23 protein-coding genes are annotated in these 26612 nt (G+C 66.3%); 12 read left to right on the forward strand and 11 right to left on the reverse strand.

The genetic code is table 11. The annotated features are described in order from the left end of the window. Window positions 1-49: 49 nt before the first annotated feature. The 4 genes from Q4F91_RS01585 to Q4F91_RS01600 are packed head-to-tail and all read right to left on the reverse strand — an operon-like array spanning window position 50 to window position 4781. The gene (locus tag Q4F91_RS01585) at window positions 50-1258 is read right to left on the reverse strand and encodes an ABC transporter permease (RefSeq protein ID WP_303334014.1); all 1209 of its coding nucleotides are present in this window, start codon (window positions 1256-1258) and stop codon (window positions 50-52) included. Further along, the gene (locus Q4F91_RS01590) at window positions 1255-1989 is read right to left on the reverse strand and encodes an ABC transporter ATP-binding protein (protein WP_303334015.1); all 735 of its coding nucleotides are present in this window, start codon (window positions 1987-1989) and stop codon (window positions 1255-1257) included. Before Q4F91_RS01590 ends, Q4F91_RS01585 begins: the two co-directional genes overlap by 4 nt. A gap of 18 nt (window positions 1990-2007) precedes the next feature. Continuing rightward, window positions 2008-3315: an efflux RND transporter periplasmic adaptor subunit gene (locus Q4F91_RS01595; protein WP_303334016.1), complete on the reverse strand. Its 1308-nt coding sequence runs from the start codon at window positions 3313-3315 to the stop codon at window positions 2008-2010. 41 nt (window positions 3316-3356) lie between these two features. Continuing rightward, window positions 3357-4781 (reverse strand): efflux transporter outer membrane subunit, encoded by a 1425-nt coding sequence (locus tag Q4F91_RS01600; RefSeq protein WP_303334017.1) that lies wholly within the window; start codon window positions 4779-4781, stop codon window positions 3357-3359. Between the two features lie 223 nt (window positions 4782-5004). Between Q4F91_RS01600 and Q4F91_RS01605 the strand changes: the two genes are divergently transcribed. Together Q4F91_RS01605 and fusA are read left to right on the forward strand one after the other, a co-directional pair. Continuing rightward, a complete protein-coding gene (locus tag Q4F91_RS01605) occupies window positions 5005-5751 on the forward strand; it encodes a response regulator transcription factor (RefSeq protein WP_303334018.1) in 747 nt (248 codons plus the stop codon). Window positions 5752-5879: 128 nt separating this feature from the next. Continuing rightward, a complete protein-coding gene (fusA, locus tag Q4F91_RS01610; protein WP_303334019.1) occupies window positions 5880-7928 on the forward strand; it encodes an elongation factor G in 2049 nt (682 codons plus the stop codon). 209 nt (window positions 7929-8137) lie between these two features. On the opposite strand, the gene Q4F91_RS01615 is transcribed toward fusA, so the two are convergent. Further along, window positions 8138-9748, reverse strand: coding sequence for an FAD-dependent oxidoreductase (locus Q4F91_RS01615; RefSeq protein ID WP_303334020.1), 1611 nt, complete (start codon window positions 9746-9748; stop codon window positions 8138-8140). A 302-nt stretch (window positions 9749-10050) separates the two neighbouring features. On the opposite strand from Q4F91_RS01615, the gene Q4F91_RS01620 reads away from it, so the two are divergent. Then, the gene (locus Q4F91_RS01620; RefSeq protein WP_303334021.1) at window positions 10051-10914 is read left to right on the forward strand and encodes a transposase; all 864 of its coding nucleotides are present in this window, start codon (window positions 10051-10053) and stop codon (window positions 10912-10914) included. A 183-nt stretch (window positions 10915-11097) separates the two neighbouring features. Here the strand turns inward: Q4F91_RS01620 and Q4F91_RS01625 are convergent, their stop codons facing one another. Continuing rightward, window positions 11098-12210, reverse strand: coding sequence for a porin (locus Q4F91_RS01625; RefSeq protein ID WP_303334022.1), 1113 nt, complete (start codon window positions 12208-12210; stop codon window positions 11098-11100). 270 nt (window positions 12211-12480) lie between these two features. Here Q4F91_RS01625 and Q4F91_RS01630 point away from each other — a divergent pair, with 270 nt between their 5' ends. The 4 genes from Q4F91_RS01630 (at window position 12481) to Q4F91_RS01645 (ending at window position 16560) form a co-directional block, all read left to right on the forward strand. Continuing rightward, window positions 12481-12705 (forward strand): zinc ribbon domain-containing protein, encoded by a 225-nt coding sequence (locus Q4F91_RS01630; protein WP_303334023.1) that lies wholly within the window; start codon window positions 12481-12483, stop codon window positions 12703-12705. Between the two features lie 156 nt (window positions 12706-12861). Then, the gene (locus Q4F91_RS01635; protein ID WP_303334024.1) at window positions 12862-13521 is read left to right on the forward strand and encodes a DUF502 domain-containing protein; all 660 of its coding nucleotides are present in this window, start codon (window positions 12862-12864) and stop codon (window positions 13519-13521) included. Window positions 13522-13731: 210 nt separating this feature from the next. Beyond that, window positions 13732-15528 (forward strand): aspartate--tRNA ligase, encoded by a 1797-nt coding sequence (gene aspS / locus Q4F91_RS01640; protein WP_303334025.1) that lies wholly within the window; start codon window positions 13732-13734, stop codon window positions 15526-15528. Between the two features lie 150 nt (window positions 15529-15678). Continuing rightward, complete coding sequence (locus Q4F91_RS01645) at window positions 15679-16560, forward strand: DMT family transporter (RefSeq protein ID WP_303334026.1); 882 nt, start codon at window positions 15679-15681, stop codon at window positions 16558-16560. A 2-nt stretch (window positions 16561-16562) separates the two neighbouring features. On the opposite strand, the gene Q4F91_RS01650 is transcribed toward Q4F91_RS01645, so the two are convergent. The 5 genes from Q4F91_RS01650 to mtnA form a co-directional block, all read right to left on the reverse strand. Next, window positions 16563-17576 (reverse strand): toprim domain-containing protein, encoded by a 1014-nt coding sequence (locus Q4F91_RS01650; protein ID WP_303334027.1) that lies wholly within the window; start codon window positions 17574-17576, stop codon window positions 16563-16565. A 109-nt stretch (window positions 17577-17685) separates the two neighbouring features. Next, window positions 17686-18198 (reverse strand): hypothetical protein, encoded by a 513-nt coding sequence (locus Q4F91_RS01655; protein WP_303334028.1) that lies wholly within the window; start codon window positions 18196-18198, stop codon window positions 17686-17688. A 3-nt stretch (window positions 18199-18201) separates the two neighbouring features. Next, entirely contained in the window at window positions 18202-18459 is a 258-nt protein-coding gene (locus Q4F91_RS01660; RefSeq protein ID WP_303334029.1) for a hypothetical protein, read from the reverse strand. After that, window positions 18459-19118 carry a class II aldolase/adducin family protein gene (locus tag Q4F91_RS01665; protein ID WP_303334030.1) on the reverse strand — a complete coding sequence of 220 codons (660 nt, stop codon included), beginning with the start codon at window positions 19116-19118 and terminating at the stop codon, window positions 18459-18461. The genes Q4F91_RS01660 and Q4F91_RS01665 overlap by 1 nt, the downstream gene beginning before the upstream one ends. Then, window positions 19108-20199: an S-methyl-5-thioribose-1-phosphate isomerase gene (gene mtnA / locus Q4F91_RS01670; protein ID WP_303334031.1), complete on the reverse strand. Its 1092-nt coding sequence runs from the start codon at window positions 20197-20199 to the stop codon at window positions 19108-19110. Before mtnA ends, Q4F91_RS01665 begins: the two co-directional genes overlap by 11 nt. 143 nt (window positions 20200-20342) lie before the next feature. Here mtnA and Q4F91_RS01675 point away from each other — a divergent pair, with 143 nt between their 5' ends. The 5 genes from Q4F91_RS01675 (at window position 20343) to Q4F91_RS01695 (ending at window position 26574) form a co-directional block, all read left to right on the forward strand. Further along, a complete protein-coding gene (locus tag Q4F91_RS01675; RefSeq protein ID WP_303334032.1) occupies window positions 20343-23072 on the forward strand; it encodes a GNAT family N-acetyltransferase in 2730 nt (909 codons plus the stop codon). Further along, window positions 23069-23827: an enoyl-CoA hydratase-related protein gene (locus Q4F91_RS01680; RefSeq protein ID WP_303334033.1), complete on the forward strand. Its 759-nt coding sequence runs from the start codon at window positions 23069-23071 to the stop codon at window positions 23825-23827. The genes Q4F91_RS01675 and Q4F91_RS01680 overlap by 4 nt, the downstream gene beginning before the upstream one ends. A 222-nt stretch (window positions 23828-24049) precedes the next feature. Beyond that, window positions 24050-24949 carry a transporter substrate-binding domain-containing protein gene (locus Q4F91_RS01685; protein WP_303334034.1) on the forward strand — a complete coding sequence of 300 codons (900 nt, stop codon included), beginning with the start codon at window positions 24050-24052 and terminating at the stop codon, window positions 24947-24949. Between the two features lie 188 nt (window positions 24950-25137). Continuing rightward, window positions 25138-25872 (forward strand): amino acid ABC transporter permease, encoded by a 735-nt coding sequence (locus tag Q4F91_RS01690; protein WP_303334035.1) that lies wholly within the window; start codon window positions 25138-25140, stop codon window positions 25870-25872. Window positions 25873-25887: 15 nt separating this feature from the next. Next, window positions 25888-26574, forward strand: coding sequence for an amino acid ABC transporter permease (locus tag Q4F91_RS01695; protein ID WP_303334036.1), 687 nt, complete (start codon window positions 25888-25890; stop codon window positions 26572-26574). Window positions 26575-26612 lie beyond the last annotated feature (38 nt).

Raw genomic sequence — 26612 nt, forward strand, 5'->3', positions numbered from 1 at the left:
GCCCCCGAAAGGAAGCGCGGATTTTTTGTTGGGTCGGCTCCTTCGTACCTTACTCGTGGCGCACGGCCTCGATCGGGTCGAGCTTCGCCGCGCGGCGCGCAGGGAAGAAGCCGAAGACCACGCCCGTGACGGCCGAGACCGAGAAGGCGAGCAGGTTGATGAAGGGATCGAACGCGAAGGGCACGCTCATCGCGATGCAGGCCGCGTAGGAGGCGAAGAACGCCACCGCGACGCCGAGGAGTCCGCCGAGACAGCCGAGCACGAGCGCCTCGATCAGGAACTGCAGCAGCACCTCGCGGCCGAGCGCGCCGATGGCGAGTCGGATGCCGATCTCACGGGTTCGCTCGGTCACCGACACCAGCATGATGTTCATGATGCCGATGCCGCCCACGAGAAGGCTCACTCCCGCGACGGCGCCGAGCAGCGTCGTCATGATCCCGGTCGTGCTCGCGACCTTCTGCGCGATCTCCGCGGTGTCCATGATCTGGAAGTTGTCGTCGTCGCCCGCGGAGAGCGAGCGGCGCTCGCGCATGAGCTGCTTGATCGCCTCCTTGATGCGGTCGCGGTCGGAGTCCGCGTTGATGAGGACGAGAAGCGCCGAGACGCGGGTTTCGCCGAGGAGCCTCCTCTGAACGGTCTTCAAGGGCATCACCAGGAGGTCGTCCTTGTCGCCGCCCATCGCGGCCGAGCCCTTGCTCTTCAGCATGCCGATCACGCGGCACGAGAAGCTGCCCGTGCGGATCTGCTCGCCCACGACGCCCGTGGTGCGTCCGAAGAGTTCGTTCGCGATCGTCGTGCCGATCACGCAGACGGCGCTGCCGGCGAGTTCCTCGGCGTCCTCGAAGCTCCTGCCCTCCTCGATCGTGCGGTTGTCGATCGTGAAGTAGGCCGAGTCGGTGCCGATGACGCTCGACTGCCAGTTGCGGCCGTTCGCGACGAGCGTGACGGTCTTGCTCGTCTGCGGGGCGACCTCCACGACGCCGGCGATCTGGCTCTTGATCGCGTCGATGTCGGAGAGCTTGAAGTCAGGCGCGCCGATCGACTGCCCCGGCCCGAGACGCATGCCGGGGCGCAGCATGATCTGGTTGTTGCCGAAGCTCTCTATCTCGGACTTGATCGCAAGCGACGCGCCGTTGCCGATGGTCACCATGGTGATCACCGCCGCGACGCCGATCACGACGCCGAGCACCGTGAGCAGGCTGCGCATCGGATTGCGCCAGATCTGGCGCAGCGCAAGCATGAGTGCATTGCCGATCATGATTCGCCTCCCTGGCTCTCCTTCCCGACGCGGCCCGGGAGATCCCGGTCATCGCGCACGAGCCGGCCGTCGCGGAAGATGATGTGGCGCTTCGCGTAGGTCGCCATCTCGGGCTCGTGGGTGACGAGCGCGACGGTGATGCCCTCGGATTCGTTGAGGTCCGAGAGGAGCTTCATGATCTCGACGCTTCGCGCGCTGTCGAGGCTGCCCGTCGGTTCGTCGGCAAGCAGAAGCTTCGGCTTGATGACGATCGCGCGGGCGATCGCCACGCGCTGCTGCTGGCCGCCCGAGAGCTCGGCGGGCGTGTGGTGCGCCCACTCGACGAGCCCGACGCGGTCGAGCGCCGCGAGGGCGAGCTTCTGGCGCTCGCTGCGCTTGAGGCCTCGGTAGAGGAGCGGAAGCTCCACGTTCTCGAGCGCCGTGGTGCGCGGCAGCAGATTGAAGCCCTGGAAGACGAACCCGAGGTAGCGGCGCCTCAGGAGCGCGCGCTCGTCGTTCGTCAGGTTCTCGACATGCACGCCGTCAAAGAGGTACTCGCCCCAGGACGGGCGGTCGAGCGCGCCGATGATGTTCATCGCGGTCGACTTGCCCGAGCCCGACGGCCCCATGATCGCCACGAACTCGCCCTCGTTGATCGAGAGGTCGATGCCGTGGAGCGCCGTGAAGGCCGCCTCGCCCGTGCCGTAGCGCTTGCCGATGCCGCGGAATTCAATGAGAGGTCTCTGGTCCATGCCCTCTGAACCTCCTCGTCAGCTGCCCGAGCGCTGCTGGTCAACGATCACGCGGTCGGACTCAGTGATGTCGCCCGAGATGATCTCGGTCTTCGTGCCGTCGGTGAGACCCGTGCGGACGTGCACGGCGACGGGCTGGTTGTCGCGCAGCACGTAGATCGTGCGCTCGCGCTCGACCTGGCCCTGGCTGGTGTCATCCTTGACGGTCTTCTGGCGGTTGCCGCCGCGCCCCGGGGGGCCCGGCATGAAGGCGCTGCGCGCCATGCTCGCGCCGGTGCTCGACTCCTCCTGGGCCGCGCGCGGCACGAAGCGGAGCGCCGAGTTCGGCACGAGGAGCACGTTCTCCTTGTGCGCCGTGGCGATCGTCGCCGACGCGGTCATGCCGGGGCGCAGCTGCATGTCGGCGTTCTCGACGTCGAGGTAGGTCGTGTAGGTGACGACGTTCTCGTTGGTGGTCGAGCCGTAGGCGACCTTGCGGAGATTCGCCGGAAAGCGCTTGTCGGGATAGGCGCTCACGGTGAAGTAGGCCTTCTGGCCGGGCTTCACGGAGCCGATGTCGGCCTCGTCGACGTTCACCTGGAGCTCGAGCTTCCTCAGGTCCGTCGCGAGCGTGAGGAGCTCGACGGCCTGCAGGCTCGCCGCAACCGCGTAGCCCGGCTCGACGTCGCGCGCGAGCACGACGCCGTCAATGGGCGACTGGATCTTCGCCTTCGAGAGATCGGTCTCGGTCTGGTCGAGCGAGGCCTTCGCGTCGTCGATCGAGGCCTCGGCCACCGCGACCGCGGCCTTCGCGGTCGCGACGGTGGCCTCCTGCGCATCGAGGTCGGTGCGCGAGGGCATCTTGCCGCCCGAGAGCTTGTTGAGCTCCTTCAGGCGCTTGTCCTTCACCTCGGCCTCGCGCAGCGTGGCCTTCTTCTCGGCGAGCTCGGCGTTCGCGCTCGCGAGCGCGGCGCGGGCGCTCGCCACCTTCGCCTCGAGGTTGCGGGTGTCGAGCTCAATCAGGACGTCGCCCGTCTTGATGATGTCGTTCACGTCGACGTTCACCTTGTAGACGATGCCCGAGAGCTCGGAGCCCATCGTCACGGTGCGCGTGGGATTGAGCGTCCCGTCGGCCGAGACCGTCACGGCGATGTTGCCGCGGGAGACCGCCTGCGTCACCCAGGAGAGCTTGCCCGTGCCGCCCTGGCCCTGGTACCAGTACCAGCCGCCCGCCGCGCCTGCGGCGAGGAGGACCGCCACGGGAAGGGCCTTGACGTACCACGGGCGCTTCTTTTCGCCGAGGAAGGCCGCCACCGATTCCTTGTTCTCTTTCGTGCTTTCAGTCATTTTTGGTTCTTCTCAGTAAAAATTCTTTGTCCGGGTTCCCGTCACTGCGCCGCGGCCTGCTGCTGCTCGCGGGCCTCCTTCGCGGCCTCCACACCCCAGGCGCCGCCGAGGGCGCGGTAGAGCGAGATGTAGCCGATCGCGCGGTCGGCGCGGTTCGTGAGCTCGCTCTCCTCGGCGGAGAGCAGCGACTGCTGCGTCGAGAGCAGCATCGAGTAGTCGCCGATGCCGGCCGAGTACTCGTGCCTCGAGAGCTTCTCGGCCTCGCGGGCGTGGTCAACGGCGCGCGCAAGGTCCTCGACGCGACGCTCGGTGCTCTCGATCGTCGAGAGCGCGTTGTCCGTCTCCTCGAGCGCGGCGAGCAGCGTCGAGCGGTACGTGGCGACGGCGCTGTCGAGCTGCGCGGCGGCGGTTTCCTCGGCCGCGACGAGCGAGCCCCAGTTGAGGATCGGCACCGAGAGCGCGGCGGCAAGCCCCGCCACGCCCGTGCCGGCCGTGCCGAGGGCGCTCACCGCGGTCGCGGTCGTGCCGATGTTGCCCGTGAGCGAGAGCGTCGGGAAGAAGTCGGTCTTAGCGCTCCTCAGCGTCTCCACGGCGGACTCGACTGCGCGGCGCGCGCTGCGGATGTCCGGGCGGTTGGCGATCGTCTCCGCGGGGAAGGACATCGCCATGCCGACGGGCGGCTCGGGGATCACGCCGGTGGGCTCGAGCCCGAGCTTCTCGACGGGCAGGCCCGTGAGGCGCATGAGCGCGCTGCGGTACTGCAGGATGCTCGCCTCGAGCGACGGGATGCGCGCGCGGGCGGAGGCCACCTGCACGAGCGCGTCCTCGGCCTCGGAGGCGGCGCCGGTGCCGGCCTCGAACTGCCACTTCGAGGTGTCCGCCGTCTCCATGTAGTTCTTGAGCGAGGCCTTGACGATCTCAAGCTGCGCCTCAGCGGAGCGCAGGTTCACGTACGCCTCGGCCGTCTCGGCGGCGGTCGCGGCGCGCACGTCCTCGAGCGTGTAGGCCTTCGACTCGGCGTTGAGATACGCCGCGTCGGCCTTCCAGAATTCGCTGCCCGCGAGATTGAGCGTGAGCGACCCCGAGGCCTCGGCCGAGACCGAGTTCGACCACGAGCCGTTCGAGCGACGGCGCGAGCCGTCGGCGCCCGCCGTTGCCGATGGCCAGAGCGCGGAGTTCGCGCTGATGATCGTGGCGCGGGCGGCGCGCAGGTTCGCGGCGGCCGTCTCAATGTCCGGGTTGTTCGCGAGCGCCTTGCCGATCAGGTCGGTGAGCTTCGGATCATTCCAGCGGTTCCAGAAGTCCGACCAGGTCTCGACCGAGCCCGCGGGAAGCGACTGACGCTGCCAGCCCGAGGGGGAGGCCTCGGCAGTCATGCGCTCGAGATCAGGCTGCTGGACCGCGCAGCCCGTGAGCGCGAGGCAGAGCGCTGTGAGAAGGGCGGCAGGTCTCAGGTTGCAGTACATATGTTTTCCTTGGATTTTTCGTTTTCTCCGGGACTCATCCGAGACCCGGGGTTTCTTCCATTTGAGCGCATTGTCCGCCCGCAGTAATAGGAGATCCTTAGATCGACCCGCACTTTGTCTCAATTCATGAATGTTGAAATGCCTGTCACTGTTGCGGAACTGAGATTGATTTCCCGGCTTTGTTAAGATACGGCGACGACATTGTTTTACCTCAATCCCTGACATGTACAAAACGCCCCGTCGCATCCTGATCATCGACGACGATGTCGAGCTCGTCACGCTCCTCGTCGACTACTTCACGCTCGAAGGCTTCCAGACCACGCCCGCGCACAACGGCGCGGCCGGCCTGAGCCTCGCCGAGACCGAGCACTTCGACCTCGTCGTGCTCGACGTGATGATGCCCGGCATGAACGGCGTCGACGTCCTGAAGCGCCTGCGCGAGCACTCGCAGATCCCGGTGCTGATGCTCACGGCCCGCGGCGACCCCGTCGACCGCATCGTGGGGCTTGAGCTCGGCGCCGATGACTATGTGCAGAAGCCCTGCCCGCCGCGTGAGCTCGTTGCACGCATCAACGCGATCCTGCGCCGTGCCTCGAGCATGCGCACGGTGACCGCTCCGATCGAGGTGGGACCGCTCAAGGTGGACTCGTCGCTGCGCTCCGTCTCGGCCTTCGGGCGCGAAATCGAGCTCACGAGCACGGAGTTCTCGCTCCTCGAGCTTCTCGCCCGCCACGCGGGCTCGCCCGTCTCGAAGGAGGAGATCTATCCGAAGGTGCTCGGCCGCCAGATGGGTCCCTACGACCGCGCGATCGACGTCCATGTCTCCTCGATCCGCCACAAGATCGTCCCGGTCGTCGGTCAGCAGGTGCAGATCGAGAGCATCCGCGGCGTCGGCTACCAGCTGATCGTGCGCTCTCCGGACGCTCCGCCCGAGGAGGCTCCGCGCAGGCGAACAAGGCGAACATCGTGATCTCGCTTGCCTGATATCGATCGCTAATCGATATCAAGATTTACCCGAGGGGGTCTCGCCTTTTCCGATCGAAGGGCGCAAAATGATCTGATCCACTGCTTCTAACAACAAGGCAAAAAGGACCAATCATGAGCAATTACCCCACCGAGAACCTCCGCACGCTCGCCCTTGTCGGCCACGGCTCCTGCGGCAAGACCTCCCTCATCGAGGCCATGCTCTACCGTTCCGGCATGATCCCCGAGCTCGGCAGCGTCGAACGTGGCAACACGATGTGCGACAACGACGCGCTCGAGAAGGAGGTCGGCCACTCGATCCGTCTCGCCGTCGCGCACGTTGACACGGCCATGGCGGATCTCACTCCGGTCCGCATCCACATCCTTGACACCCCGGGCTACCCCGACTACCTCGGCCAGGATCTCTCGGCGCTCGACGCCGTGAAGTCCGTCTGCGCCGTCATCGACCCGACGCGCGGCCCCGAGCTGCTCACCCGCCGCATGATGGAGGTCGCCAAGGAGCGCGGTCTCTGCCGCCTGATCGTCATCAACAAGTTCGACATGCCCGAGGTTGACCTCGAGAAGTGCCTCGAGCAGCTCCGCGAGACCTGGGGCCCGGGCGTTCTCCCGATCAATCTCCCGACGCGCAACCGTACGCACGTCATCGACTGCTTCGACCGCGAGGACGGCGACAGCGACATCATGTCCGTCGAGGAGGTGCACCGCGCCTTCATCGAGCGCGTCATCGAGGAGGATGACGAGATGCTCGAGCGCTACCTCGAGGACGGCCGCGTCGATCCGCGTCTGCTCCACCCGCTCGTGACGCGTGCGCTCCGCTCCGGCCACGTGATCCCGGTCTGCTTCACCTCGGCGAAGAACCTGATCGGCATCCGTGACTTCATGAAGGTCATCATCCGCCACCTCCCGCACCCGGGCGAGGCGAACGAGGCCCTCTTCCAGAACGCCGACGGCACGCCCTTCCGCACCTACCCGGACAAGAACCTCCCGGTCATCGCCCAGGTCTTCAAGATCGTCAACGACCCGTACATCGGCAAGATCGGCATCTTCCGCGTCCACCAGGGCACGATCACGAAGGACTGCACGCTCTACGTCGACGGCAGCAAGAAGCCGATCAAGGCCCCGCGTCCGCTCATCCTGCAGGGCAAGAACACCCAGGAGACCGATCTCCTCTCGCCGGGCGACATCGGCGCGCTCGCGAAGATTGAGGAGCTCAACTACGGCTCGATCCTCCACGGCGACCCGATGGACGGCGGCGTGCACATGCGCCCGATCAAGTTCCCGCGCCCGATGTACGGCCTTGCGATCCGCCCGGCCCGCCGCGGCGACGAGAGCCGCATGAGCGAGGTGCTCGCCAAGATGCAGAGCGAGGATCCGACGATGGTGGTCGAGCACGACTCCGTGCTCAATGAAACCGTCATCCGCGGCCTCACCGACATGCACGTCCGCTCGGTGCTCAACCGCATGCGCACGAACTTCAAGCTCGAGGTCGAGACCTCCGCTCCGTCCGTGCCGTACCGCGAGACCATCTCGGCCCCGGCCGAGGGTCATGCCCGCCACAAGAAACAGACGGGCGGCGCCGGCCAGTTCGGCGAGGTTTATCTCCGCGTCGAGCCGCTCCCGCGCGGCCAGGGCTTCGAGTTCGTCGACCAGGTCAAGGGCGGCGTGATTCCGTACAACCTCATCCCTGCCGTCGAGAAGGGCGTCCGCGAGGTGCTCGCCCAGGGCTATGTCGCCGGCTATCCGATCGAGGATCTCCGCGTCACGGTCTACGACGGCAAGCATCACCCGGTTGACTCGAAGGAAGTCGCCTTCGTCGCCGCCGGCCGCAAGGCCTTCCTTGACGCGCTCGCCAACGCCGCTCCGCAGGTGCTCGAGCCGATCGTCGAGGTCGAGGTCACGGCTCCCGAGAGCTACATGGGCGACATCGCCGGCGACCTCTCGAGCCGCCGCGGTCAGGTGACGAACACGGTGTCGCTGCCCGGCGGCGAGATCGAGGTGACGGCCCTCGTGCCGCTCGCCGAGCTTGAGAACTACGCCACGCGTCTGCACGCCCTCACGCAGGGCACCGGTGCGTGGAGCATGGAGCTCTCGAGCTACCAGCCCGTGCCCGCCGCCAAGCAGGCCGAGCTCGCCGCTCATTATCAGCGCGCCGAAGAGGACTGACCTCTGAACGCCTGAAGGGGAGGCGGAAGCCTCCCCTCGACGGGATGCCTCCCCGGGAAGGAGGCAAAAAGAAGGAGTCGCAAAAAGCAAGGTCCGTTGCTTTTTCGACTCCTTTTAAATTTGGGAAGAGGTGCGGGCGCCGGCTTCTTTTCCCTTTTCCCCCGGCGCCCGCCCCTCCATCTGGAGAAGACTCTGTGCTGAGCCTGAGGTTACTTGAGGCTCTTGGCGTAGGCGGCGGCGCCTTCACCGGCGAGACGCCCCGAGGTGTAGGCGAAGCCGAGCGTGCCGCCCTCGAAGTCGACGTAGGCCTTGCCATACATGCCGCCCGCGTCAGCACCCGCGGCCCAGAGGCCCGGGATCACCGTGCCGTCGGTGCGGCAGGCCTCGATGCGCTCGTTGATGCGGATGCCGCCCAGGGTGCCCAGGTTGCGCGCGATGAAGCGGACCGCATAGAACGGGCCCTTCTTCACGGGGATGAAGCGCTTGCCGTCGGCGAAGAAGAGCTCGTCCTTGCCCGTGGCCGCGGCCTGGTTGTACTGCTCGACGCTCGCCAGGAAATTCCCGACCGGAACGCCGATCGCCTTGGCGAGACCCTCGATCGTGTCAGCCTTGTAGACCGTGGCGGTCTTGCCGACGAACTGGTCGAGGTACTTGCCGAGCTCGAACGGGGTGTTCTCGGCCTTCGAGAGCTCCTCGGTGTCGTTGGGCTCGTTGAACTCCATGAAGAACTCGCGCTTTCCCTTGAACGCCTTGTACTGCTCCTCGATCGCCGCGAAGCCGCCCTTGGCGACGCGCTCGACCATGCCCTGGTCGAGGATCACGAACTCGGTCTGCTTGCTCTGCATGCCGAGCTCGGCGCCGTGCACCGAGTAGAGCGTGACGTTGCTCTCGTCGCCGAAGCGGTCGCCCTCGAGGTTGACGCGCAGGTTCGGGTAGCGCGTGAGGTCGGTGAGGGACCACCAGTTGTCGGTGATCTTCGTGAACTCGCCGATCTCGGACTGCGGGAAGGTCATCCAGAAGTACTGCGTGACGTCCGTGCCGCGGCGGCCGGCGCCGGCCTTCCAGGCCATGCGGATGCCGTCGCCGGTGTTCTGCGTCACCTCGCCCGGGGTGTAGGGCTCGCCGAGGAACTCCTTCATCATCTCGGCGTTGCCGCCGAAGCCGCCCGTGGCGATGACCACGGCCTTGGCGTCGATCTCAAGCGTCTTGCCGCCGCGGCCCTTGGCCTTGACGCCCGTCACACGGCCGTCCTTGTCGGTGATGAGCTCTGTGGCGGGGGTGGAGAAGTACGCCGTGCCGCCCGCGGCCTTGAAGGACTTGAGCAGCCCCTGGAGGGCCTTGGCGCCGCCGTGCTGGTAGCCGTGGAGCGTGGCGGGCTTGCCGACGTGGGCATAGCCGCCGCCCGTGCCGGCGCTGACGAGCTTGAGCTCGGCGCCGTTCTCGCAGAGGAAGTCGACCGTGCGGCCGGCCTCGTCAATGATGCGGCGCACGAGGCGGTTGTTCTGGAAGCCGCCCGAGAGGGTGTGGTACTCGTTGAAGAGCCACTCCTTCGAGACGACCTTGCCCGCGGCCTTCTGCTGCGAGCTGTCCGCGGCGAACATGCCGCCGGCGAACGAGCCGGCGCCCATCTGGAAGCCGGTCTTCTCGAGAAGCACCGTCTTCGCGCCGGCCTTCTGGGCGGCGACGGCGGCGGCGGAACCCGCGGCACCGGCGCCGATGACGACCACGTCGGCCATGATGTCGGCGGCGAGAGCGGGGGCGGAGAAGGCAAGCGCGAGAGCGGAACCGAGCGCAACCTTCCTGAGATTCTTGATGTTCATGGGTTTCTCCATCCTTCTTTGGTGATCCTTTCGCTGAACGGTGGAGAGAGGGTTCGGGGCCGCCGTTCATCGATGAAGCGGACTTTAGGAAAGAATTTCGGAAAAGAAAAACACACAACATTTGCGCCCCAGAGCCCCTCCCCTATCTGCCCGGATGTCCTCTCCCGCAGGGCTTGCAGTGGAACATCAAAATCTTGTGTAATTGCAGAACCCCCTGCGGGTTCTCTACCCTTCCGACATCTTTCCCTTTTCCGACGCTGTGCCGCCGCTTCCCCGACGCCGGTGCCGCGCCCCAAGTCACGATGTCTGCACGTCTTCGCACTCTCGACCTCTACCCGGATTCCTTCGGGGACGATATCTTCGGGCTCGCGCCGCTCTCCCTCAACGCACGCGACAGCTATCTCGAGCATGTGATCGGGAACAAGCTGATCACCGCCGAGTCCATCCATGCGAGCGAGAAAAAGCTCGCAGGCATGATCGTGAGCTCTATCGTCGAGTGCGAGCTCCTCATGTACCTGAAGCAGGTCAAGCAGGCGGGCATCACCGACTATCGCAACGGCTACGTCGAGCGGCGCCTCAGTCTCGGCGGCGACGACATCACCGTGCAGATCTCCCGCGACCGCCGCGGCTCCTTCGAGCCCTCCTTCGTGCACCGCTACTCGCGCGATCTCCGGGTCGACATCGCCGACCTTCTCGCGCTCGCCTGTGCGGAGGGCTACAGCGAGGAGGAGCTCAATCACCTGCGCGACGTCGTCTACCGCGACGCCGACTCGGAGCTCCCGCAGAACCCGGACCAGTTCTTCTCGATCCTGCGCCGGCACTACCGGAACTGGACGAACACCCGCACGCCGCAGTTCGTGCGCCTCGTCTCCGGCTGGTCACTCATGTGCCGCCATCGCTGCGGCATGGTGAAGCTCATCGTCGGCGTGAGCGCGCTCATGCCGAACGGCCGCCTCGCCGGCATCCGCGCCGAGGCGGGATCGCCCGCTGACGCGGAGATGCTCGTTGACCGGCTGATCTCCCGCACGGGAACCGTGAACGGCATCCAGACGCCCATGATCTTCGTCGCCCCGAAGGGCGACATGCTCTTCCGTGACGCCGTCCGCCGCCACTGGCCCGGGACGCTCGTCGTCAACGAAGCGCCCGTCATGGCCGCGCTCAACTGATTCACCCTGAACGCTTAAAACGAGGGCCTGTCCAGTCTCTGCACTGAACAGGCCCTCTTCTCTCAAGGCATTATGGAGAAAACGTGCCGGGAGGTCCCGGGCTTCCGGCGGGGAGACGCGCCGGAGTCCAGGATCCACCGGCACGCTCCTCGTTCCCAGGATCCCTCCGCGGAAATCAGAAGATCAGAAGAAATGGGGCACGCCGATCTGGAAGGTCGTGGCGCTCGAATCCGGATCGATGTCCTCGTCAAGCGCGCCGCTGCCCTTCGCCCAGCTCGCGATCGTGTATAGCATCGTGCGCTGCGAGAAGTACTTGTAGAGGCCGGCGGCGACGACGTGGCGCTTGAAGTCCTCGTCCGTGTCGGTGTTGTGGCCGTCAAGGTACTGGTACTGGAAGTTGAGCTGAACCCTCTCGGCCACGGGGAACTGAGCGCCGACGTAGGCCGCGTCACCGCGGATGCCGCCCGAGAGATTGCCCGAGGCCTGGTAGATCGCGTTGGCGGCCCAGCTCGCGAAGGCGTATTCATCCTGATGCTCGGAGTGCGAGAAGCCGCCCATGAGCTTCATGAAGTCGAGATCCCAGCGCGCGGCGCCCTTGACGATCCAGCCGTCCTTCAGCGTGCTGCCGTTGGCGCGCTCGACGCCTTCCGCGGAGAGGAAGAAGCTCAGCTTCTCATCGGCGCGGCCCCAGTTGAGCGCGACGTTCCAGTAGCGCTCGTTGTCCTGGAAATGAGTCTTTTCCTTGTCCTCGCTGGCGCCCGTGAGCGAGTAGAAGACGCCGGCGCGCAGACCGGCGAACGAGGGCGTCGTGTAGTAGACCGAGTTGGAGAAGCGGCTCCAGGTGCTGTGCTGCGTGCTCTGGAGAGCGGCGTCGACGTAGCCCGCCTCGAAGGCGTCGTACTTCACGTACCACGACTGGGTGCCCAGTCCCGTGGCGAAGGACGAGATGCGGCCGGCGCCCAGCTGACCCCAGTCACCCTTGAGGTAGACCTGGCTCTCGTGGTTCCAGAGACGGTCGCCCGTGTTGTCCATCGTGCCGTCGTCCGTGTTGTAGCCGAGCGTGAGGTTGAAGCCCACGGTCGCGGCGCCGAGGTTCTCCTCGCCCATGAGGGTGATCTCGCTGCCGACGTACTGGCCCGGATCCATGCGCAGCGTGTCGCCCGCCTTGGTGTGGCTGTAGGTGAGACCCACGTCGAAGGCGCCGCGCATGCTGAAATCGGCGGCCTCGGCGGCGGAGACGGTGAAGAGGCCGGCGACGAGCGCGGCCACGAGAGTGGTCCTGTGAGAGAGATGCATGTTTGGGTTCTCCTTGGTGTTTTTGGGCTGGAGGCCAATCTACGCACCTGTCAAGAGGAATCCAATTACACAAGATTCGGGGAAGCCGTCCGCCCGGGGTCCGTCCGGGGAGAACTCCGCGCAGGCGTCAGCCTGCGTCCAATTACGCCTGAATCCCGGCATCCGGCCGCTTGCCGGACCGGGCGGGGCCGATATTCAGCTCCGGGTTTTTCATATAATTGCCGTTCCGCGAACAAACACCTTTCACGCCCTCTCACGAGGGCTTTCATCATGCCGATTTACGCCTACAAGTGCACCTCCTGCGGTTTCGAAAAGGACTTCCTGCAGAAGATGAGTGACAAGCCCCTGACCAAGTGCCCGAGCTGCGGCAAGGACACGCTGAAGAAGGAGCTCTCCGCCCCCGGTTTCGAGCTCAAGGGCTCCGGCTGGGCCGCGACCGACTTCAACGGCGGCCCCAAGGCCGTCCCGGCGGCGCACCGTCACTCGGACAAGTGACCAGCAAGCGACTGAGGCAAACTTTCCCGGCAGGACGGTGATTCCTGTCCCGACCACAAACATAGAAGAAAGACCCCGATCCTCAGCCCGGAAACCGCGCCGCGAGTGAAGTCGCCGCGCGGTTTTTCTTTTTCTGCATCCCCTCGGACTTCCGCCATGTTCAAGAAGTACTTCTCCGCAGGACTCCTCCTGTGGTGCCCGCTCGTCATCACGCTCTGGGTGCTCGAGACCATCATCCGCTGGTCGGACTCGGTCGTGCAGCTGCTGCCGCCGAACCTCCGTCCCGAGGTTCTGATCGGCTACGAGATCCCCGGCATCGGCCTCGTGATCGCCGCCGCCGTGATCTTCGTCACCGGCATCCTCGTCGCGAACTTCATCGGTCAGTGGATCGTCTCCCGCTGGGAGCGTTTCCTCGAGAAGATCCCGCTCGTGCGCCCGATCTACTCGGGCGTCAAGCAGATCCTCGAGACGGTGCTCTCCGACCGCACGCAGAGCTTCCACGACGTGGTCCTCGTCGAGTTCCCGAGGAAGGACTGCTGGACCTACGGCTTCGTCGTGGCCACGCCCGGCGCCGGGACACAGAAGGAGATGGGCGGCGAGGACATGATCACCGTCTTCGTGCCGACGGCGCCGAACCCGACCTCGGGCTACGTCGTCATGGTCGAGCGCGCCGCCGTGCGGAAGACCTCCACCTCGGTCGAGGACGCCTTCAAGTTCCATGTGTCGCTCGGCGTGATGACGCCCGCGGCGCAGAATGCGGAAAAATCGCCCGAGGCCGCGCCTGAAAACGCCTCCGGCACGGCGACTCAGGCCTGATCGCGCTAAACTTTCTAGATACGCCCTGCACTGCCCCGCCGCGTTCATTCAGAGCGCCCTCCGCCAGAGGAGTGCTCCGGCGGGATTCCGTCAGGCAGGCCAAACCGAATTTCTGGACGTTTTCGATCCCGGAAGGGGATCGGGCGCGCCCTGCTTTTTTCTACTACCCTGCCGTCCCCGATGTCGGAGGCGGCAATTCTGGGAGCTTTTATGCGAACCGTGTACTCTGGCTTGGTTGATGAATCCCTCATCGGCCAGACTGTGACCCTCTACGGTTGGGCCCATCGTCGTCGTGACCACGGCGGCGTGATCTTCATTGATCTTCGCGACCGTGAAGGCCTCGTGCAGGTCGTCTGCGATCCGGACCGTCCGGAAGTCTTCAGCACCGCTGACCACTGCCGCAACGAGTACTGCCTCAAGGTCGTCGGCGTCGTGCGCGCCCGTCCCGAGGGCACCAAGAACGAAAACCTCATCTCCGGCGGCGTCGAAGTGCTCTGCAACGAGCTTGAGATCCTCAACCCGTCCGCAGTGCCTCCCTTCCATCTCGACGACGACAACCTCTCCGAGACGACGCGCCTGACGTACCGCATCCTCGACCTCCGCCGTCCGATGATGCAGCGCAACATCCGCACGCGTTACCGCGCCGCGATGGCCTTCCGCAAGTTCCTCGACGCCAATGGCTTCATCGACATCGAGACGCCGGCCCTGACGCGCTCCACGCCTGAGGGCGCCCGCGACTACCTCGTGCCGTCGCGCGTCCAGGAAGGCTGCTTCTACGCCCTGCCGCAGTCCCCGCAGCTCTTCAAGCAGATGCTGATGATCGCGGGCTTCGACCGCTACTACCAGATCGTCAAGTGCTTCCGCGACGAGGACCTCCGCGCTGACCGCCAGCCCGAGTTCACCCAGGTCGATATCGAGACCTCCTTCATGAACATGGACGAGATCCGTGCCCTGATGGAGAAGCTCGTCCGCTACGTCTTCAAGGAAGCGATCGACGTGGACCTCGAGGATCCGTTCCCCGTCATGTACTACGATGACGCGATGGATCAGTACGGCTCCGACAAGCCGGACCTCCGCGTGCACCTTCGTCTGCACGAGGTCACCGACCTCGTCGCCAACTCGGCCTTCAAGGTGTTCTCGGGCGTCAAGTCGCTCCACAACGGCAAGGTCGTCGCCATGCGCGTTCCGGGCGCCGCCAGCATGCCGCGCTCCGAGATCGACTCCTACACCGAGTACGTCAAGATCTACGGCGCCAAGGGCCTCGCCTACATCAAGGTCAACGAGCTCGCCCGCGGCCGCGAAGGTCTGCAGTCCCCGATCGTGAAGAACCTCTCCGACGAGGAGCTCAAGGGCATCCTCGACCGCGTCGGCGCCGCTGACGGCGACGTGATCTTCTTCGGCGCCGACAAGGCCAAGATCGTCTGGGACAGCCTCGGTGCGCTGCGCCTGAAGATCGGTCACTCCGAGTTCGGCAAGAAGAACGGCCTCTTCACCCCGGGCTGGAAGCCCCTCTGGGTCATCAACTTCCCGATGTTCGAGTACTCCGAGGAAGAGGGCCGCTGGATGGCCTGCCACCACCCGTTCACCTGCCCGCTCGACGGCGACGAGGACAAGCTCCTCACGGATCCGGAGCACTGCTACGCCAAGGCCTATGACTGCGTGTTGAACGGCTGGGAAATCGGCGGCGGCTCGATCCGTATCCACCGCGAGGAAGTTCAGGAGAAGGTGTTCGCCGCCCTGAAGATCGGTCCGGAAGAGGCCCGTCAGAAGTTCGGCTTCCTGCTCGACGCCCTCAAGTTCGGTGCGCCTCCGCACGGCGGCCTCGCCTTCGGTCTCGACCGCATCATCGCGATGATGGTCAACGCCGACTCGATCCGCGACGTGATCGCCTTCCCGAAGACCCAGCGCGCCCAGTGCCTGCTCACGCAGGCCCCGTCGACGGTCGACGAGAAGCAGCTCCGCGAGCTTCACATCAAGCTCCGCCGCGAGCCGAAGAAGGAAGACTGAGATCGACTGATCTCATCGGCATCCTGGGCGGCCGCGAGGCCGCCTGAGCGGTGCTGAATTCCTTCTTTTCCGAGAGGCCCCGCGATCAAACGCGGGGCCTTTTTCGACCTTCCTTCCCCTCAACTTTTCCCCGGTTCCGGATCCCTCGCCATGCAAAGCCTCTGGATGCTCGCCGCGTCCCTCTTCTTCGCCCTGATGGCCGTCTGCACGAAGCTCTCCGCAGCGAACTTCGGCACGTTCGAGCTCGTCTTCTACCGCAACGTATTCGGCGTGGTCTTCCTCGGGGCCTGGATCCTCCTCACGCACCGGCAGATCGGCACGAGGTACTTCTTCAGCCACATCAAGCGCAGCTTCTTCGGGACCTTCGCGCTCACGATCTGGTTCTGGACGCTGGGACTGCTGCCGCTCGGCACCTCGATGACGCTCAACTACACGAGCCCGCTCTACATGGCGCTCATCGTCTCTGCCATCATGATGAGGCGCGGCGAAAAGCCGCACCTCGGTCTCATCGCCGCGGTCATCGTCGGCTTCCTCGGCGTCGTGCTCGCGCTCCGGCCCGAGATCCACGCCGGCCAGGAGCTGCCCGCGATGATCGGTCTCACCTCGGGCATCCTCTCCGCGCTCGCCTACATGCAGATCAAGAGCATGACGAAGCTCGGCGAGCCCGACTGGCGCATCGTCTTCTATTTCTCCTGCTTCGGCACCTGCTGGGGCCTCGCCGGCAACTTCATCACCGTGGGCTCAATGACCCCCGTGGGCCTCGCCGACGTGCCGGCGCTCCTCGGCATCGGCGCGAGCGCCGTGCTCGCCCAGATCTGCATGACGCACGCCTGGGGCGCAGGGAACATGCTGCTCACGAGCGCGCTGCAGTTCTCCGCGATCGTCTTCGCGGCGGTGCTCGGCCTGCTGATCTTCAGCGAGCCCATCCCGCTCGAGACCGCGGCCGGCATCGCCCTGATCATCGTCTCGGGCGTCACCGCCACCGCGATGACGAAGCGCGCGAGCTCAAAGTCCGCCGCGGCGAAGAAGTAACTTCAGAAGCTGAGCTTTCCCCCGGCGAGGAGCACGTCGTTCCAGTCCGTGCCCTGCCCGGGCGGGATGTGCACCGTCACCTCGAGGCCGGGGTGCTCGCGCCTCAGGCGCGCGGCGAGCTCGTACGCCCCGGCCGCGCCCGCGAACGAGCGGTCGTTGTCGCCGCAGATGCGGATGCGCTCCACGCCCGCCGGCACCGCCTCAAACCGTCGGAAGCCCGTGAGCGAGATCGCGCTCCAGACGGGAAGCCCCGTGAGCTCATGCACGGAGAGCGCGGTCTCGATGCCCTCGGAGAGGCAGAGGATCGAGGTCGGGGGAAAGAGCCGCACCAGGCCGTCCTCGACCGAGCCCGGCGCGAGTTTCTTCACGTTGGGCACCGGCGCCTTGCCGCCTTCCTCCGTGAGGAAGGTGCGGTGCAGCGTGACGAGCTTCCCCGCCGGGTCGGTGACGCAGGCGATCATCGCGGGGAACTTCCCGAGAAGCTTCGGCGCGCCCGCCTCGTCGGTGCCCCAGCAGGGCACGTCATGCCCCTCGCGGAGCATCGCGCTCAGGTCGCACCGCCCGAGACCGCGGCTCGCGAGATAGCGGCGCACGGGGGCGTCCGCCGGGAGCTCCTTCAGGGGCACCGCGGCATTCCACTCGGCCTCGAGCCTCGCGAGGCGGTCCGTCTCGCGGCGCTCCTCCCCCTCTCGGAGCCGGCGCCACTCGTTGATCTCCTCGCGCGAGCGCTGACGCGGCGGGATGCCGAGATAGCTCTCAAGCCACCGCAGCGTCTCGGGGAAGCTCCTCCTCGAGAACTTCATGAGGAGTTCGATGCCGTCGCCCGCGCCGCAGCCGCGGCAGAACCAGCGGCCCTCGGTCTCCTTCCTGAAGAAACTGAAGCGGTCCCGCCCGCCGCAGAGCGGGCAGGGGCGGTTGTCGCGCTCGAAATGCGCGGGATCCATGCCGCCGGCGGCGAAGATCTCGGGCCAGCGGCCCTCGGCGCGTGATTTGATGAGTTCGATCTGCGGGTCCATAGTGTTTTCCGTCCTTTGCCATCAACTTTACGGACGGGTGGCCCGTTTGCTGTCGCAGCCGAACAGGTTGAAATCCGGGCGACGTTTTTCGGCGCCCGGGTCAGGGAATTCAAATGCTCATCAGGAAGCTGTCGCGGTCCTTCCACGGGTCGAGCGTGTAGCCCACCTCGGTGACGACGCCGTTCACGTCGAACTGCACCCAGCAAGCCATGTCGAACATGCCCTCGTCCTTGAAGCGGTACATCCAGGCGTGCTGGTTGCTCAGGTGGAACTCATACTCCTGGGCGCACTTGCCGAAGAGGTTCCAGACATCGGCCTCCGTCGAGACGCCCGGCTTGATGAGCGCGAAGTGCTCGCGGTCGAGCACGTTCTCAAGCTTCTCGAGGCGCCCCTCGGCGTCGAGCGTCATCCACCAGACCTCCTGCGCCGCGCCCTGGCCGGAATAGACAAGGCGCGTGCGGCCGTCGGGGAGCGCGACGCGCGCGTGCGGGGCGCCGAGGTACTCGACGATCTGGGGCTCGGGCGCGCCCATGTCGACGAGCTGCGGATGCGCGCAGCCCGCGAGAATGCACGGCACGGCGGCCGCGACGAAGAGCGCCTGCAGAATGCGTGAATTCTTCATTTTCTACTTCTCCTTGGGAAGCGACTCGACAGGGGCCGTCTTCTCTTCCCAGCCACACTCAAGCTGATCAATGAGCGACTTGAGCGCCTGCTTGAACTCGGCCTTGCCGACGCCGAGGAGCACCGCGTCCTCGTAGAACTCGGAGAGCGACTCGGCGGCCTCCTCCCAGTTCTCCGTGAGCACGCGCACGCTCTCCGTGCAGGACACGGTCGTGCCGTCAACGCGCTTCCAGACCTTCGGGGCGGGCGGAATCGTCTTCATCAGCGCTTCTCCCCGGGCTGAAGCCCGTAGGTGCGGAATTTTTCGATCACGCGGCGCATCTCGTCGGCGGGGATGAGGCGCACGTCCCCGAGCTGCCTCACGACGCAGTACTGGTGCGCGAGGTTCTCGACCTCCGCGGCCATGGCAAGCGCCTTTTCCAGGTTCTTCCCGAGCGCGAGCGAGCCGTGGTGCTCAAGGAGGCACGCGTTCTTCTCGCGCAGCCCCTCGGCGGCCGCGAGCGCAAGCTCATGCGTGCCGAAGGTGCGGTAAGGCACCACGTCGATCGAGTCGCCGCCCGCCGCGGCCACCATGTAGTGGAAGGCCGGGATGGGGAGGTTCTGGCAGGCGAGCGCCGTCGCGAAGCACGAGTGGCAGTGGACGATCGCCTGCGCGTCCGCCCGCAGCCGGTAGACCTCGGCGTGCATCTCCCACTCGGAGCTCGGGAGCCGCTCGCCCTCCATGGCGTTGTCGGCGAGCCTGACGAAGATCAGGTCCGCGGGCACGAGATGCTCGTACGGGATCCCGGTCGGCGTGATGATGAACCCGTCGCGGAGGCGCGCCGAGACGTTGCCGGACTTGTTGACGTTGATGCCGCGGCGGTTCATCTCGAGCGCCGTCGCGATGACGGCGCTCCTCAGTTCCGTTTCCTCAGAGCGCATGCGCGATCACGTCCTGGAAACCGGCGGCGAGCTCCGTGGGCGCGAAGACGCCGCGCTCGGTAATGATGCCGGTGACAAAGCGGTTGTGCGTCACGTCAAAGGCGGGATTCGCCGCGGACTCGTCGGGCGAGGCGATCTGCACCGAGATGTCGTGGCCGGTGTGGTCAAGGCCGCGCACGGAGAGCACCTCGGCGGCCGAGCGGTTCTCGATCTCGATCTCGCGCTTGCCGTCGGTGAGCTTCCAGTCGATCGTCGACGAGGGGGCCGCGACGTAGAAGGGCACGTCATTGTCCTTCGCGGCGAGCGCCTTGAGGTAGGTGCCGATCTTGTTGGCGACGTCGCCGCGGCGGGTGATGCGGTCGGCGCCGACGATCACGGCGTCGACGTCGCCGTGCTGCATCAGGTGCCCGCCCGCGTTGTCCGCGATGATCGTGTGCGGCACGCCCTGCTGACCGAGCTCCCAGGCCGTGAGCAGACCCTGGTTGCGCGGACGGGTCTCGTCAACCCACACATGGAGCGGGATGCCGCGCTCGAAGGCGAAGTACACGGGCGCGAGCGCCGTGCCGTAGTCCACGGTCGCAAGCCACCCGGCGTTGCAGTGCGTGAGGATGTTGAGCGGACGGCGCAGTTCCTGGTAGAGCTTGGTGATGACGGCCGCGCCCGCCTCGCCGATCGCGCGCGAGCACATCACGTCCTCCTGCGTCATCGTCTCGGCGAGCTTCACCGCGGCCTCGAAGCGAAGCGCGGGCTCGCGGGGCAGCAGCGCCGTGAGCATGCGCTGGACGGCCCAGGAGAGATTCACCGCCGTCGGGCGGACGCCCTGGATGCGCTCCGCGGCGCGGATGAGCGCGGCGTTCGACGGATCCTCGCGCGTGGCGAGCACCACCGCCCAGGCACCGGTGATGCCGATGAGCGGAGCACCGCGCACGCGCATCGAGTCAATCGCCTCGACGCAGTCGCGCCAGTCCGAAAGCACTCGCTTCTCGTAACGGTAGGGCAGCAGCGTCTGGTCGATGATCTCGATCGCTTCTCCGCCCCTGACAGAGCGAATCGTGCGGGTGGGAATGCCGTCAACCTTCATAAAACAACCTCAGAAAAAACGCGGCGCCGGGCTCTCTCCCGGGGCGGAGAAAGCATTTCAAAGCCGCATCTTTTGAGTTTAGCAAGGCGGGCCCGTGGGCTACACTTGAATCCACGAAAACCACCACCTCCCCGACAGTACATATGCCCCAGAACACACTTACCGCCGCGCTCAGGCCGCGCTCGATCGTCGTCATCGGCGCGAGCAGCCATCCGGCGAGCCGCGGCTATCACGTGTGGCGCTCGGTGAGCCTCTCCCCGGGGCTCGAGCGCGTCTGGGCGGTGAACCCCAAGTACCGCTTCGTCGGCGACCACCCGTGCTTTCCGAACGCCGATGCGGTGCCCGACCGCGACATTGACCTCGCGATCCTCTGTGTCTCGCGGAAGCATCTCGCCGAGGCGCTCCGCAAGCTGCGCCGCAACCCGCCGAAGGCCGTGCTCTTCGCGCCCCAGGAGGAGGGTCCGCTCTCGGACGCCCTGGAGATCTCGGAGCTGAGGAAGGCCGCGCGCGAAATGGGTTCGCGGCTTCTCGGCCCCAACTCGATCGGCGTCATCGCACCGAAGGCGGGCATCAACGCGAGCTTCTGGCCCCGCATGCCCGCCGCGGGCGGCATCGCCCTCGTCGCGCAGTCCGCGATGGTCGCCACGGGCCTCATGGACCACGCCGACGAGTCGAGCCTCGGCTTCACGGCGGTCGTCAACACCGGCCTTGAGGAGGACATCTCCCTCGCTGAGGTGATCGAGCACTTCGCCCACGACCGCACGGCGCGCGTGATCGCCGTCGAGGTCGAGGCAATCAAGGAGCCGCGCGCCTTCGCGAGCGCGCTGCGCGCCGCGGCTGATCAGAAGCCCGTGATCGTGCTGCGCGCCGGCCCGGGCTCGGGCTACGCCGCCGACCGGCTCGCCGCCACCCGCTACGGCACCGACGCGGGCGAGGACCGGGCGTTCGACGCGCTGCTCGCCGCCGCCGGAGCGCTCCGCGTGCGGACCTTCGGCGACTTCTGCTCGGCGGCCGCGGCCTTCTCCGCCGGGACGCTCCCCGCGGACGCCCGCGCTGCCATCATCTCGAACGGCAGCGGCTTCGCCGCGCTCGCCGCAGACGTCGCCGAATCCTCCGGCGTGCAGATCGAGGGGCTCGGCAACCGGACCATTCAGAGGCTCTCGAAGGCCCATCCGGGCGAGCGCATTCCGGTGAACCCCGTCGTCATCGGCGCGAGCGCCACGGGCGAGCGGTTCGCCGAGACGCTCGGCATCGTGCTCGACGACCCCGCCATCCAGGGCGCGAGCGTGATCGTGGGCCCGAGCCCGATGTCCACGCTCGACCCCGCCTTCACCGCCATCGCCGCCGCCGCGAAGAAGAGCTTCAAGCCCGTCATCGTCTCCTGGGTCTCGAGCCACGGCACGCCCGCCGTGCGCCGGCAGCTCGACGCCCTTCCCGACTCCCGCGTGATCGCCATCCGCTCGCCCGAGCGCGCGATGAAGGCGTTCGGCCTGCTCGCCGAGCGAAGCCGCATCCTGAGGGAGCGCCGCGCGCTCCCGCGCGCCGGGCGCGGCATGCTCTCCGAGGACGCGCTCGCGCAGATCCGCGTGCTCTTCTCACGGGTTCTCGAGGACGGCCGTCACTTCCTGCTCCCCTGGGAGGTGCGCGCGCTCCTCAATGCGCTCGGCCTCCCCACGGTGCCGGCGCGCCTCGTCTCGACGCTTGAGGACGCGCAGAAGGCCGCCCTTGAGCTCGGCTGGCCGCTCGCGATCAAGGCCTCGAGCGAGGGACTCGGCAGCCGCAGCGCCTCCGGACTCGTCTTCCTTTCGCTCAGGAGCCCCGAAGAGCTCGCCCAGGCCTGGGAGAAGCTCACCGGGAACCTCTCCGAGCGCACGCCGCTCGCACGCCCCGAGGGCATTCTCGTCGAGCGGATGAGCGCGCACTCGATCGAGCGCGAGCTCATGCTCCGCATCCGGCTCGACGCCGTGCTCGGCCCCGTCATTGAATTCGGCGGCGCCGGCCTCGCAGGCGCCTCCCACGGCGACGTCGCCGTGGGCCTCCCCCCGCTCTCGCTCGCCGAGGCCGAGCGGCTCGCGCACGAACCGCGCGCCTCCGTTGCGCTCGGCGCCTACCGGGGGCTTCCCGAGATCGACTGGACGGCGCTCGTCACCGCGCTCTGCCGGCTCTCCGACCTCGCGGCCGCGGTGCCCGCGCTCCGTGAGCTGCGGCTCGAGCCTGTGGTGGCCGGCCCCGGAGGTCTGCTCGTGCTCAACGCTGAGGCCGCGCTCTACGACGCGCCGCTCGAGCCCGACCGCGGCTACGGTCACCTGACGCTGCGGCCCGCCGCCCTCGAGTCCGCGGAGATCTACACCGACCCGAAGGGAGAGCGCTTCACGCTGCGCGCCCTCACCGAGGACGACTGCGTGCGGTTCCGCACCTTCATCAGCTCGCTCTCCGAGCAGAGCTTCTACTACCGCTTCCACACCGCGGCGGCGCTCTCCGACGAGCGCATCGCGCAGATGCTCTCGCCCGACTGGTCCCGCTCGGGAGCCTGGGTGCTCACGGCGGGCGAGGGAGAGAACGAGGTGATCGCCGCCTCGGGCCGCTGGTCGCTCCTCGAGGGGCGGGATGCCGAGTTCGGCGTCGCCACCCGGGACGACTACCAGCGCCGCGGACTCGCCCGCGTGCTGATGGCGAAGCTTGAGCGCGAGGCGGCGCTCGAAGGCTTCAATACAATGACGGGTTTCGTGCTCCCGGGCAATGAACCGATGGAGCGCTTCATGCAGACGGTCGGCTACACCGTCGGCGAAGAGGTCACGGGCGCAGAGCCCCGGCGCTGGTCGCGCCGGCTCACGCCGCCCGTTCCGGATTCTGAAAAAACTGAAAAACCATGATCGAGACAAAGCTTCTGTACGGCATCCTTCACGTCACGCTCTCCCGCGCCGAGCGCCGCAACGCGATCTCCCGCGAGATGTTCGACACGCTCGCCGACACGCTGCTCGCCGCGGCCGAGGACCCCAAGACCCGCGTCGTGCTTCTGAAGGCCGCGGGCTCCGTCTTCTCCGCGGGCGCCGACCTGCAGGAGGTTCTCTCCGACGAGGCCGGCATGGCCGCCGCCGAGGACCGCTTCTTCCGGGCGCTGCGCGAGTTCCCGAAGCCCGTCATCGCCGAGGTGAACGGCGCCTGCGTGGGGGCGGCCTTCATCACGCTCCTCTACTGCGACCTCGTCTACGCGGGCACGCACGCCCTCTTCTCGCTGCCGGCCGTCGCACTCGCGCGCACGCCGAAGTTCGGCGCCGCCGCCGTGATCGAGGCCGCGGCCGGCTACCCGAAGGCCGCCGAGAAGCTTCTGCTCTCCGAGCCCATCTCCGCCGACGAGGCCGAGGCGATGCGCCTCATCACCCGCGTGGTCGAGGACGAGCACTTGGAGAGCGTCGTCGCCGCGAAGACCGCCCGCCTCGCCGTGCTTCCCCCCGGTGCTGTCTCCGGCATGAAGCGGCTTCTCGGTGCGGCGCGCGCGGACGCCGCCGAGCGCTTCGCGGGCCTCGAGACCGAGCTCCACGCCCGTCAGGCCGTGAGCCCCGAGGCCGCCGAGGCGCTCCGGGCCTTCCTTGAGGGCCGCAAGCCGGTCTTCCAGCCCGAGGAATAATCCTTTTGGTGCATAGCGCACCATTTCGGTGCTGACGGCGCCCCGCATCATCTTGGTGCGGGGCGTTTTGCACTCTTTCTTACCTAGGGGTAAACCCTGAAAAGATATCCGCAGGACATTGGCACGGTTTGGCACGGTGCTTGCTCATTAACCGATGGCCCCTCCTTCCTCCCCGTGAAAGGAGCCGAGTTAGAAGCCTTACAAGAGATCAAGGAGCATCCTATGTTCAAGCCTTCCAAGCTGACCGCCGTCGTCCTCTCCACATGCCTCCTCGCGGCCTCCGCCGTGAGCGCCGCCGAACTCACCGGCACCCTCAAGAAAGTCCAGGAGACCGGCACCATCACCCTTGGCTACCGTGAAAGCTCCGTCCCGTTCTCTTACCTGGATGCTGACGGCAAGCCCGTCGGCTACGCTTTCACCGTCTGCCGCAAGGTCGCGGACGCCGTTCAGGCCGAGCTCGGTCTGAAGGACCTCAAGATTCAGTACCAGGCCGTCACCAGTGCCAACCGCATCCCGCTCATCCAGAACGGCACGGTCGACATCGAGTGCGGCTCCACCACGAACTCGCTCAAGCGCCAGAAGGAAGCCGCCTTCTCGGTCGCCTACTTCGGCATCCAGGTCTCCGCCGCGGTCTGGAAGTCGAGCGGCATCAAGTCGCTCATGGACCTCAAGGGCAAGACCGTCACGATGACCTCGGGCACGACCTCCGACGCGCTGCTGAGGAAGTTTGACCGCGAGAACAAGCTCGGCATCCGCTACCTCATGACGAAGGACTTCGCCGAGTCGATGCAGCTCGTCGCCAACAAGCGCGCCGACGCCTTCGTGCTCGATGACGTGCTCCTCGCCGGCCAGCTCTCGAACCTCGACAACGCGAGCGAGTTCACCATCCTTGACGCCTCGCTCGGCGTCGAGCCCTACGGCGCGATGTTCCGCAAGGATGATCCGCAGTTCAAGGCCGTCGTCGACAAGACCGTCATCGGCATGATCAAGTCGGGCGAGCTCGCCAAGCTCTACTCGACCTGGTTCGAGAATCCGATCCCGCCGAAGAACGTGAATCTCAACTTCAAGATGAACTCCTACACGAAGGAGCTCTTCGCGAACCCGAGCGACAAGGGCATCTAAGAATCCGCCCTGTCACCCCCTGATCCACGGCTTCATCAACCCGGGTGCGGTTTGCCAGCAGATTTGCTGCACCCGGGTTTTGTTCTTTTTCAACGTCAAAGACCCCCGATTCAGACGGAAAACTCTCCGGCGCGCTCCCTTGAGGCGCTCCGTCCGACTGATTCCCCAATTACAAGAGGCTTCGCGTCATGGCGCTCAATCTAAGTCTGGACTCGCTATTTGAGCAGTCCCTGTTCACCGAGGACCCCTGGTGGGTCTACATCCTGTACGGCGCCAACTGGACCATCGGCCTCGCCATCGCCGCCTTTGCCCTCGCCATGGTGATCGGCATCATCATCGGCACCCTGCGCACGACCGAGAACCGGTTCGTGAGCGGTCTGTGCGAGGCATGGATCGAACTCTTCCGCAACATCCCGCTCATCGTCCAGATCTTCCTCTGGTACTTCGTCGTTCCCGAGCTCATCCCGCCCTACAAGGACTGGCTCATCGAGACCGACCCGGCCGTCGCCCAGTTCGTGACCGCCTTCATCTGCATGGGCCTCTTCACCTCGTCGCGTATCGCCGAGCAGGTCCGCGCCGGCATCGCCAGCATCCCGAAGGGTCTGCCCCGCGCCGCCTGCGCCCTCGGTCTCACGACCGTCCAGACCTATTCCAAGGTGATCCTCCCGATGGCGATGCGCCTCATCGTTCCGCCGCTCACGAGCGAGGCGATGAACCTCGTGAAGAACACCGCCGTCGCGCTCACGATCGGTCTGCCGGAGCTCACCATGCGCGCCAACGAGATGGGCGAGAACACCTTCACCTTCTTCGCCGCCTACCTCTGGGCCACGATCCTCTACATCGTCATCGCGCTCGTCGTGAACCGTCTGATGGGCTGGGTCGAGAAGAAGAGCGCCATCCCCGGCTTCATCGCCGCCAAGTAAGAAGGAGTCCGGAAAATGTCGCTCGATCTGTCCTCCATCACCAACTCGGTTGACTTCCTGCTCGCCGGCTTCGGCTACACCCTGCAGCTCACCGCCATCACGGCCGTGCTCGGTCTGTTCTTCGGCACGCTCCTCGCCCTCGCCCGACTCTCGCGCAACGGCTGGATCTCCGGCGCCGCGCAGCTCTACATCAACCTGATGCGCGCCGTGCCGCTCGTGCTCGTGCTCTTCTGGTTCTTCCTGCTGATGCCGGAGATCCTGCGCATCATCCTCGGCCTCGACACGCCGGTCATGATCGGCGCGAACCTCACCGCCATCATCACCTTCGTGCTCTTCGAGGCGGCCTACTTCGCCGAGATCATGCGCGCCGGCATCCAGTCGATCAGCCGCGGGCAGTTCTTCGCCGCCACCGGCCTCGGCCTCACCTACGGCCAGACGATGTTCTACGTCATCCTGCCGCAGGCCATCCGCAACATGCTTCCCGTGCTCCTCACGCAGACGATCATTCTTTTCCAGGACACCTCCCTCGTCTACGTCATCAGCGGCACGGACTTCATGGGCTCGGTTGTCAAGATCGCCCAGCGCGACGGAGAACTCGTTTTGATGTACTCTTTTGCAGCTGTCTGCTACCTTGCAGTCTCGCTCTCACTTTCGATGCTCATCCGCCGCCTTCAGGCCAAGATAGCCATCGCCTCCCGTTGACACGCGGCCCCGCACACACCTAATACAAGGGCAACCCC

This window comes from Sutterella sp. (genome assembly GCF_030539355.1).
Lineage (GTDB): Bacteria > Pseudomonadota > Gammaproteobacteria > Burkholderiales > Burkholderiaceae_F > Sutterella.

Excerpts from the sequence above, each read along its gene's own strand:
- Q4F91_RS01585 (WP_303334014.1), bottom strand. The coding sequence starts at position 1,258 with ATGATCGGCAATGCACTCATGCTTGCGCTGCGCCAGATCTGGCGCAAT.
- Q4F91_RS01590 (WP_303334015.1), bottom strand. The coding sequence starts at position 1,989 with ATGGACCAGAGACCTCTCATTGAATTCCGCGGCATCGGCAAGCGCTAC.
- Q4F91_RS01595 (WP_303334016.1), bottom strand. The coding sequence starts at position 3,315 with ATGACTGAAAGCACGAAAGAGAACAAGGAATCGGTGGCGGCCTTCCTC.
- Q4F91_RS01600 (WP_303334017.1), bottom strand. The coding sequence starts at position 4,781 with ATGTACTGCAACCTGAGACCTGCCGCCCTTCTCACAGCGCTCTGCCTC.
- Q4F91_RS01605 (WP_303334018.1), top strand. The coding sequence starts at position 5,005 with ATGTACAAAACGCCCCGTCGCATCCTGATCATCGACGACGATGTCGAG.
- fusA (WP_303334019.1), top strand. The coding sequence starts at position 5,880 with ATGAGCAATTACCCCACCGAGAACCTCCGCACGCTCGCCCTTGTCGGC.
- Q4F91_RS01615 (WP_303334020.1), bottom strand. The coding sequence starts at position 9,748 with ATGAACATCAAGAATCTCAGGAAGGTTGCGCTCGGTTCCGCTCTCGCG.
- Q4F91_RS01620 (WP_303334021.1), top strand. The coding sequence starts at position 10,051 with ATGTCTGCACGTCTTCGCACTCTCGACCTCTACCCGGATTCCTTCGGG.
- Q4F91_RS01625 (WP_303334022.1), bottom strand. The coding sequence starts at position 12,210 with ATGCATCTCTCTCACAGGACCACTCTCGTGGCCGCGCTCGTCGCCGGC.
- Q4F91_RS01630 (WP_303334023.1), top strand. The coding sequence starts at position 12,481 with ATGCCGATTTACGCCTACAAGTGCACCTCCTGCGGTTTCGAAAAGGAC.
- Q4F91_RS01635 (WP_303334024.1), top strand. The coding sequence starts at position 12,862 with ATGTTCAAGAAGTACTTCTCCGCAGGACTCCTCCTGTGGTGCCCGCTC.
- aspS (WP_303334025.1), top strand. The coding sequence starts at position 13,732 with ATGCGAACCGTGTACTCTGGCTTGGTTGATGAATCCCTCATCGGCCAG.
- Q4F91_RS01645 (WP_303334026.1), top strand. The coding sequence starts at position 15,679 with ATGCAAAGCCTCTGGATGCTCGCCGCGTCCCTCTTCTTCGCCCTGATG.
- Q4F91_RS01650 (WP_303334027.1), bottom strand. The coding sequence starts at position 17,576 with ATGGACCCGCAGATCGAACTCATCAAATCACGCGCCGAGGGCCGCTGG.
- Q4F91_RS01655 (WP_303334028.1), bottom strand. The coding sequence starts at position 18,198 with ATGAAGAATTCACGCATTCTGCAGGCGCTCTTCGTCGCGGCCGCCGTG.
- Q4F91_RS01660 (WP_303334029.1), bottom strand. The coding sequence starts at position 18,459 with ATGAAGACGATTCCGCCCGCCCCGAAGGTCTGGAAGCGCGTTGACGGC.
- Q4F91_RS01665 (WP_303334030.1), bottom strand. The coding sequence starts at position 19,118 with ATGCGCTCTGAGGAAACGGAACTGAGGAGCGCCGTCATCGCGACGGCG.
- mtnA (WP_303334031.1), bottom strand. The coding sequence starts at position 20,199 with ATGAAGGTTGACGGCATTCCCACCCGCACGATTCGCTCTGTCAGGGGC.
- Q4F91_RS01675 (WP_303334032.1), top strand. The coding sequence starts at position 20,343 with ATGCCCCAGAACACACTTACCGCCGCGCTCAGGCCGCGCTCGATCGTC.
- Q4F91_RS01680 (WP_303334033.1), top strand. The coding sequence starts at position 23,069 with ATGATCGAGACAAAGCTTCTGTACGGCATCCTTCACGTCACGCTCTCC.
- Q4F91_RS01685 (WP_303334034.1), top strand. The coding sequence starts at position 24,050 with ATGTTCAAGCCTTCCAAGCTGACCGCCGTCGTCCTCTCCACATGCCTC.
- Q4F91_RS01690 (WP_303334035.1), top strand. The coding sequence starts at position 25,138 with ATGGCGCTCAATCTAAGTCTGGACTCGCTATTTGAGCAGTCCCTGTTC.
- Q4F91_RS01695 (WP_303334036.1), top strand. The coding sequence starts at position 25,888 with ATGTCGCTCGATCTGTCCTCCATCACCAACTCGGTTGACTTCCTGCTC.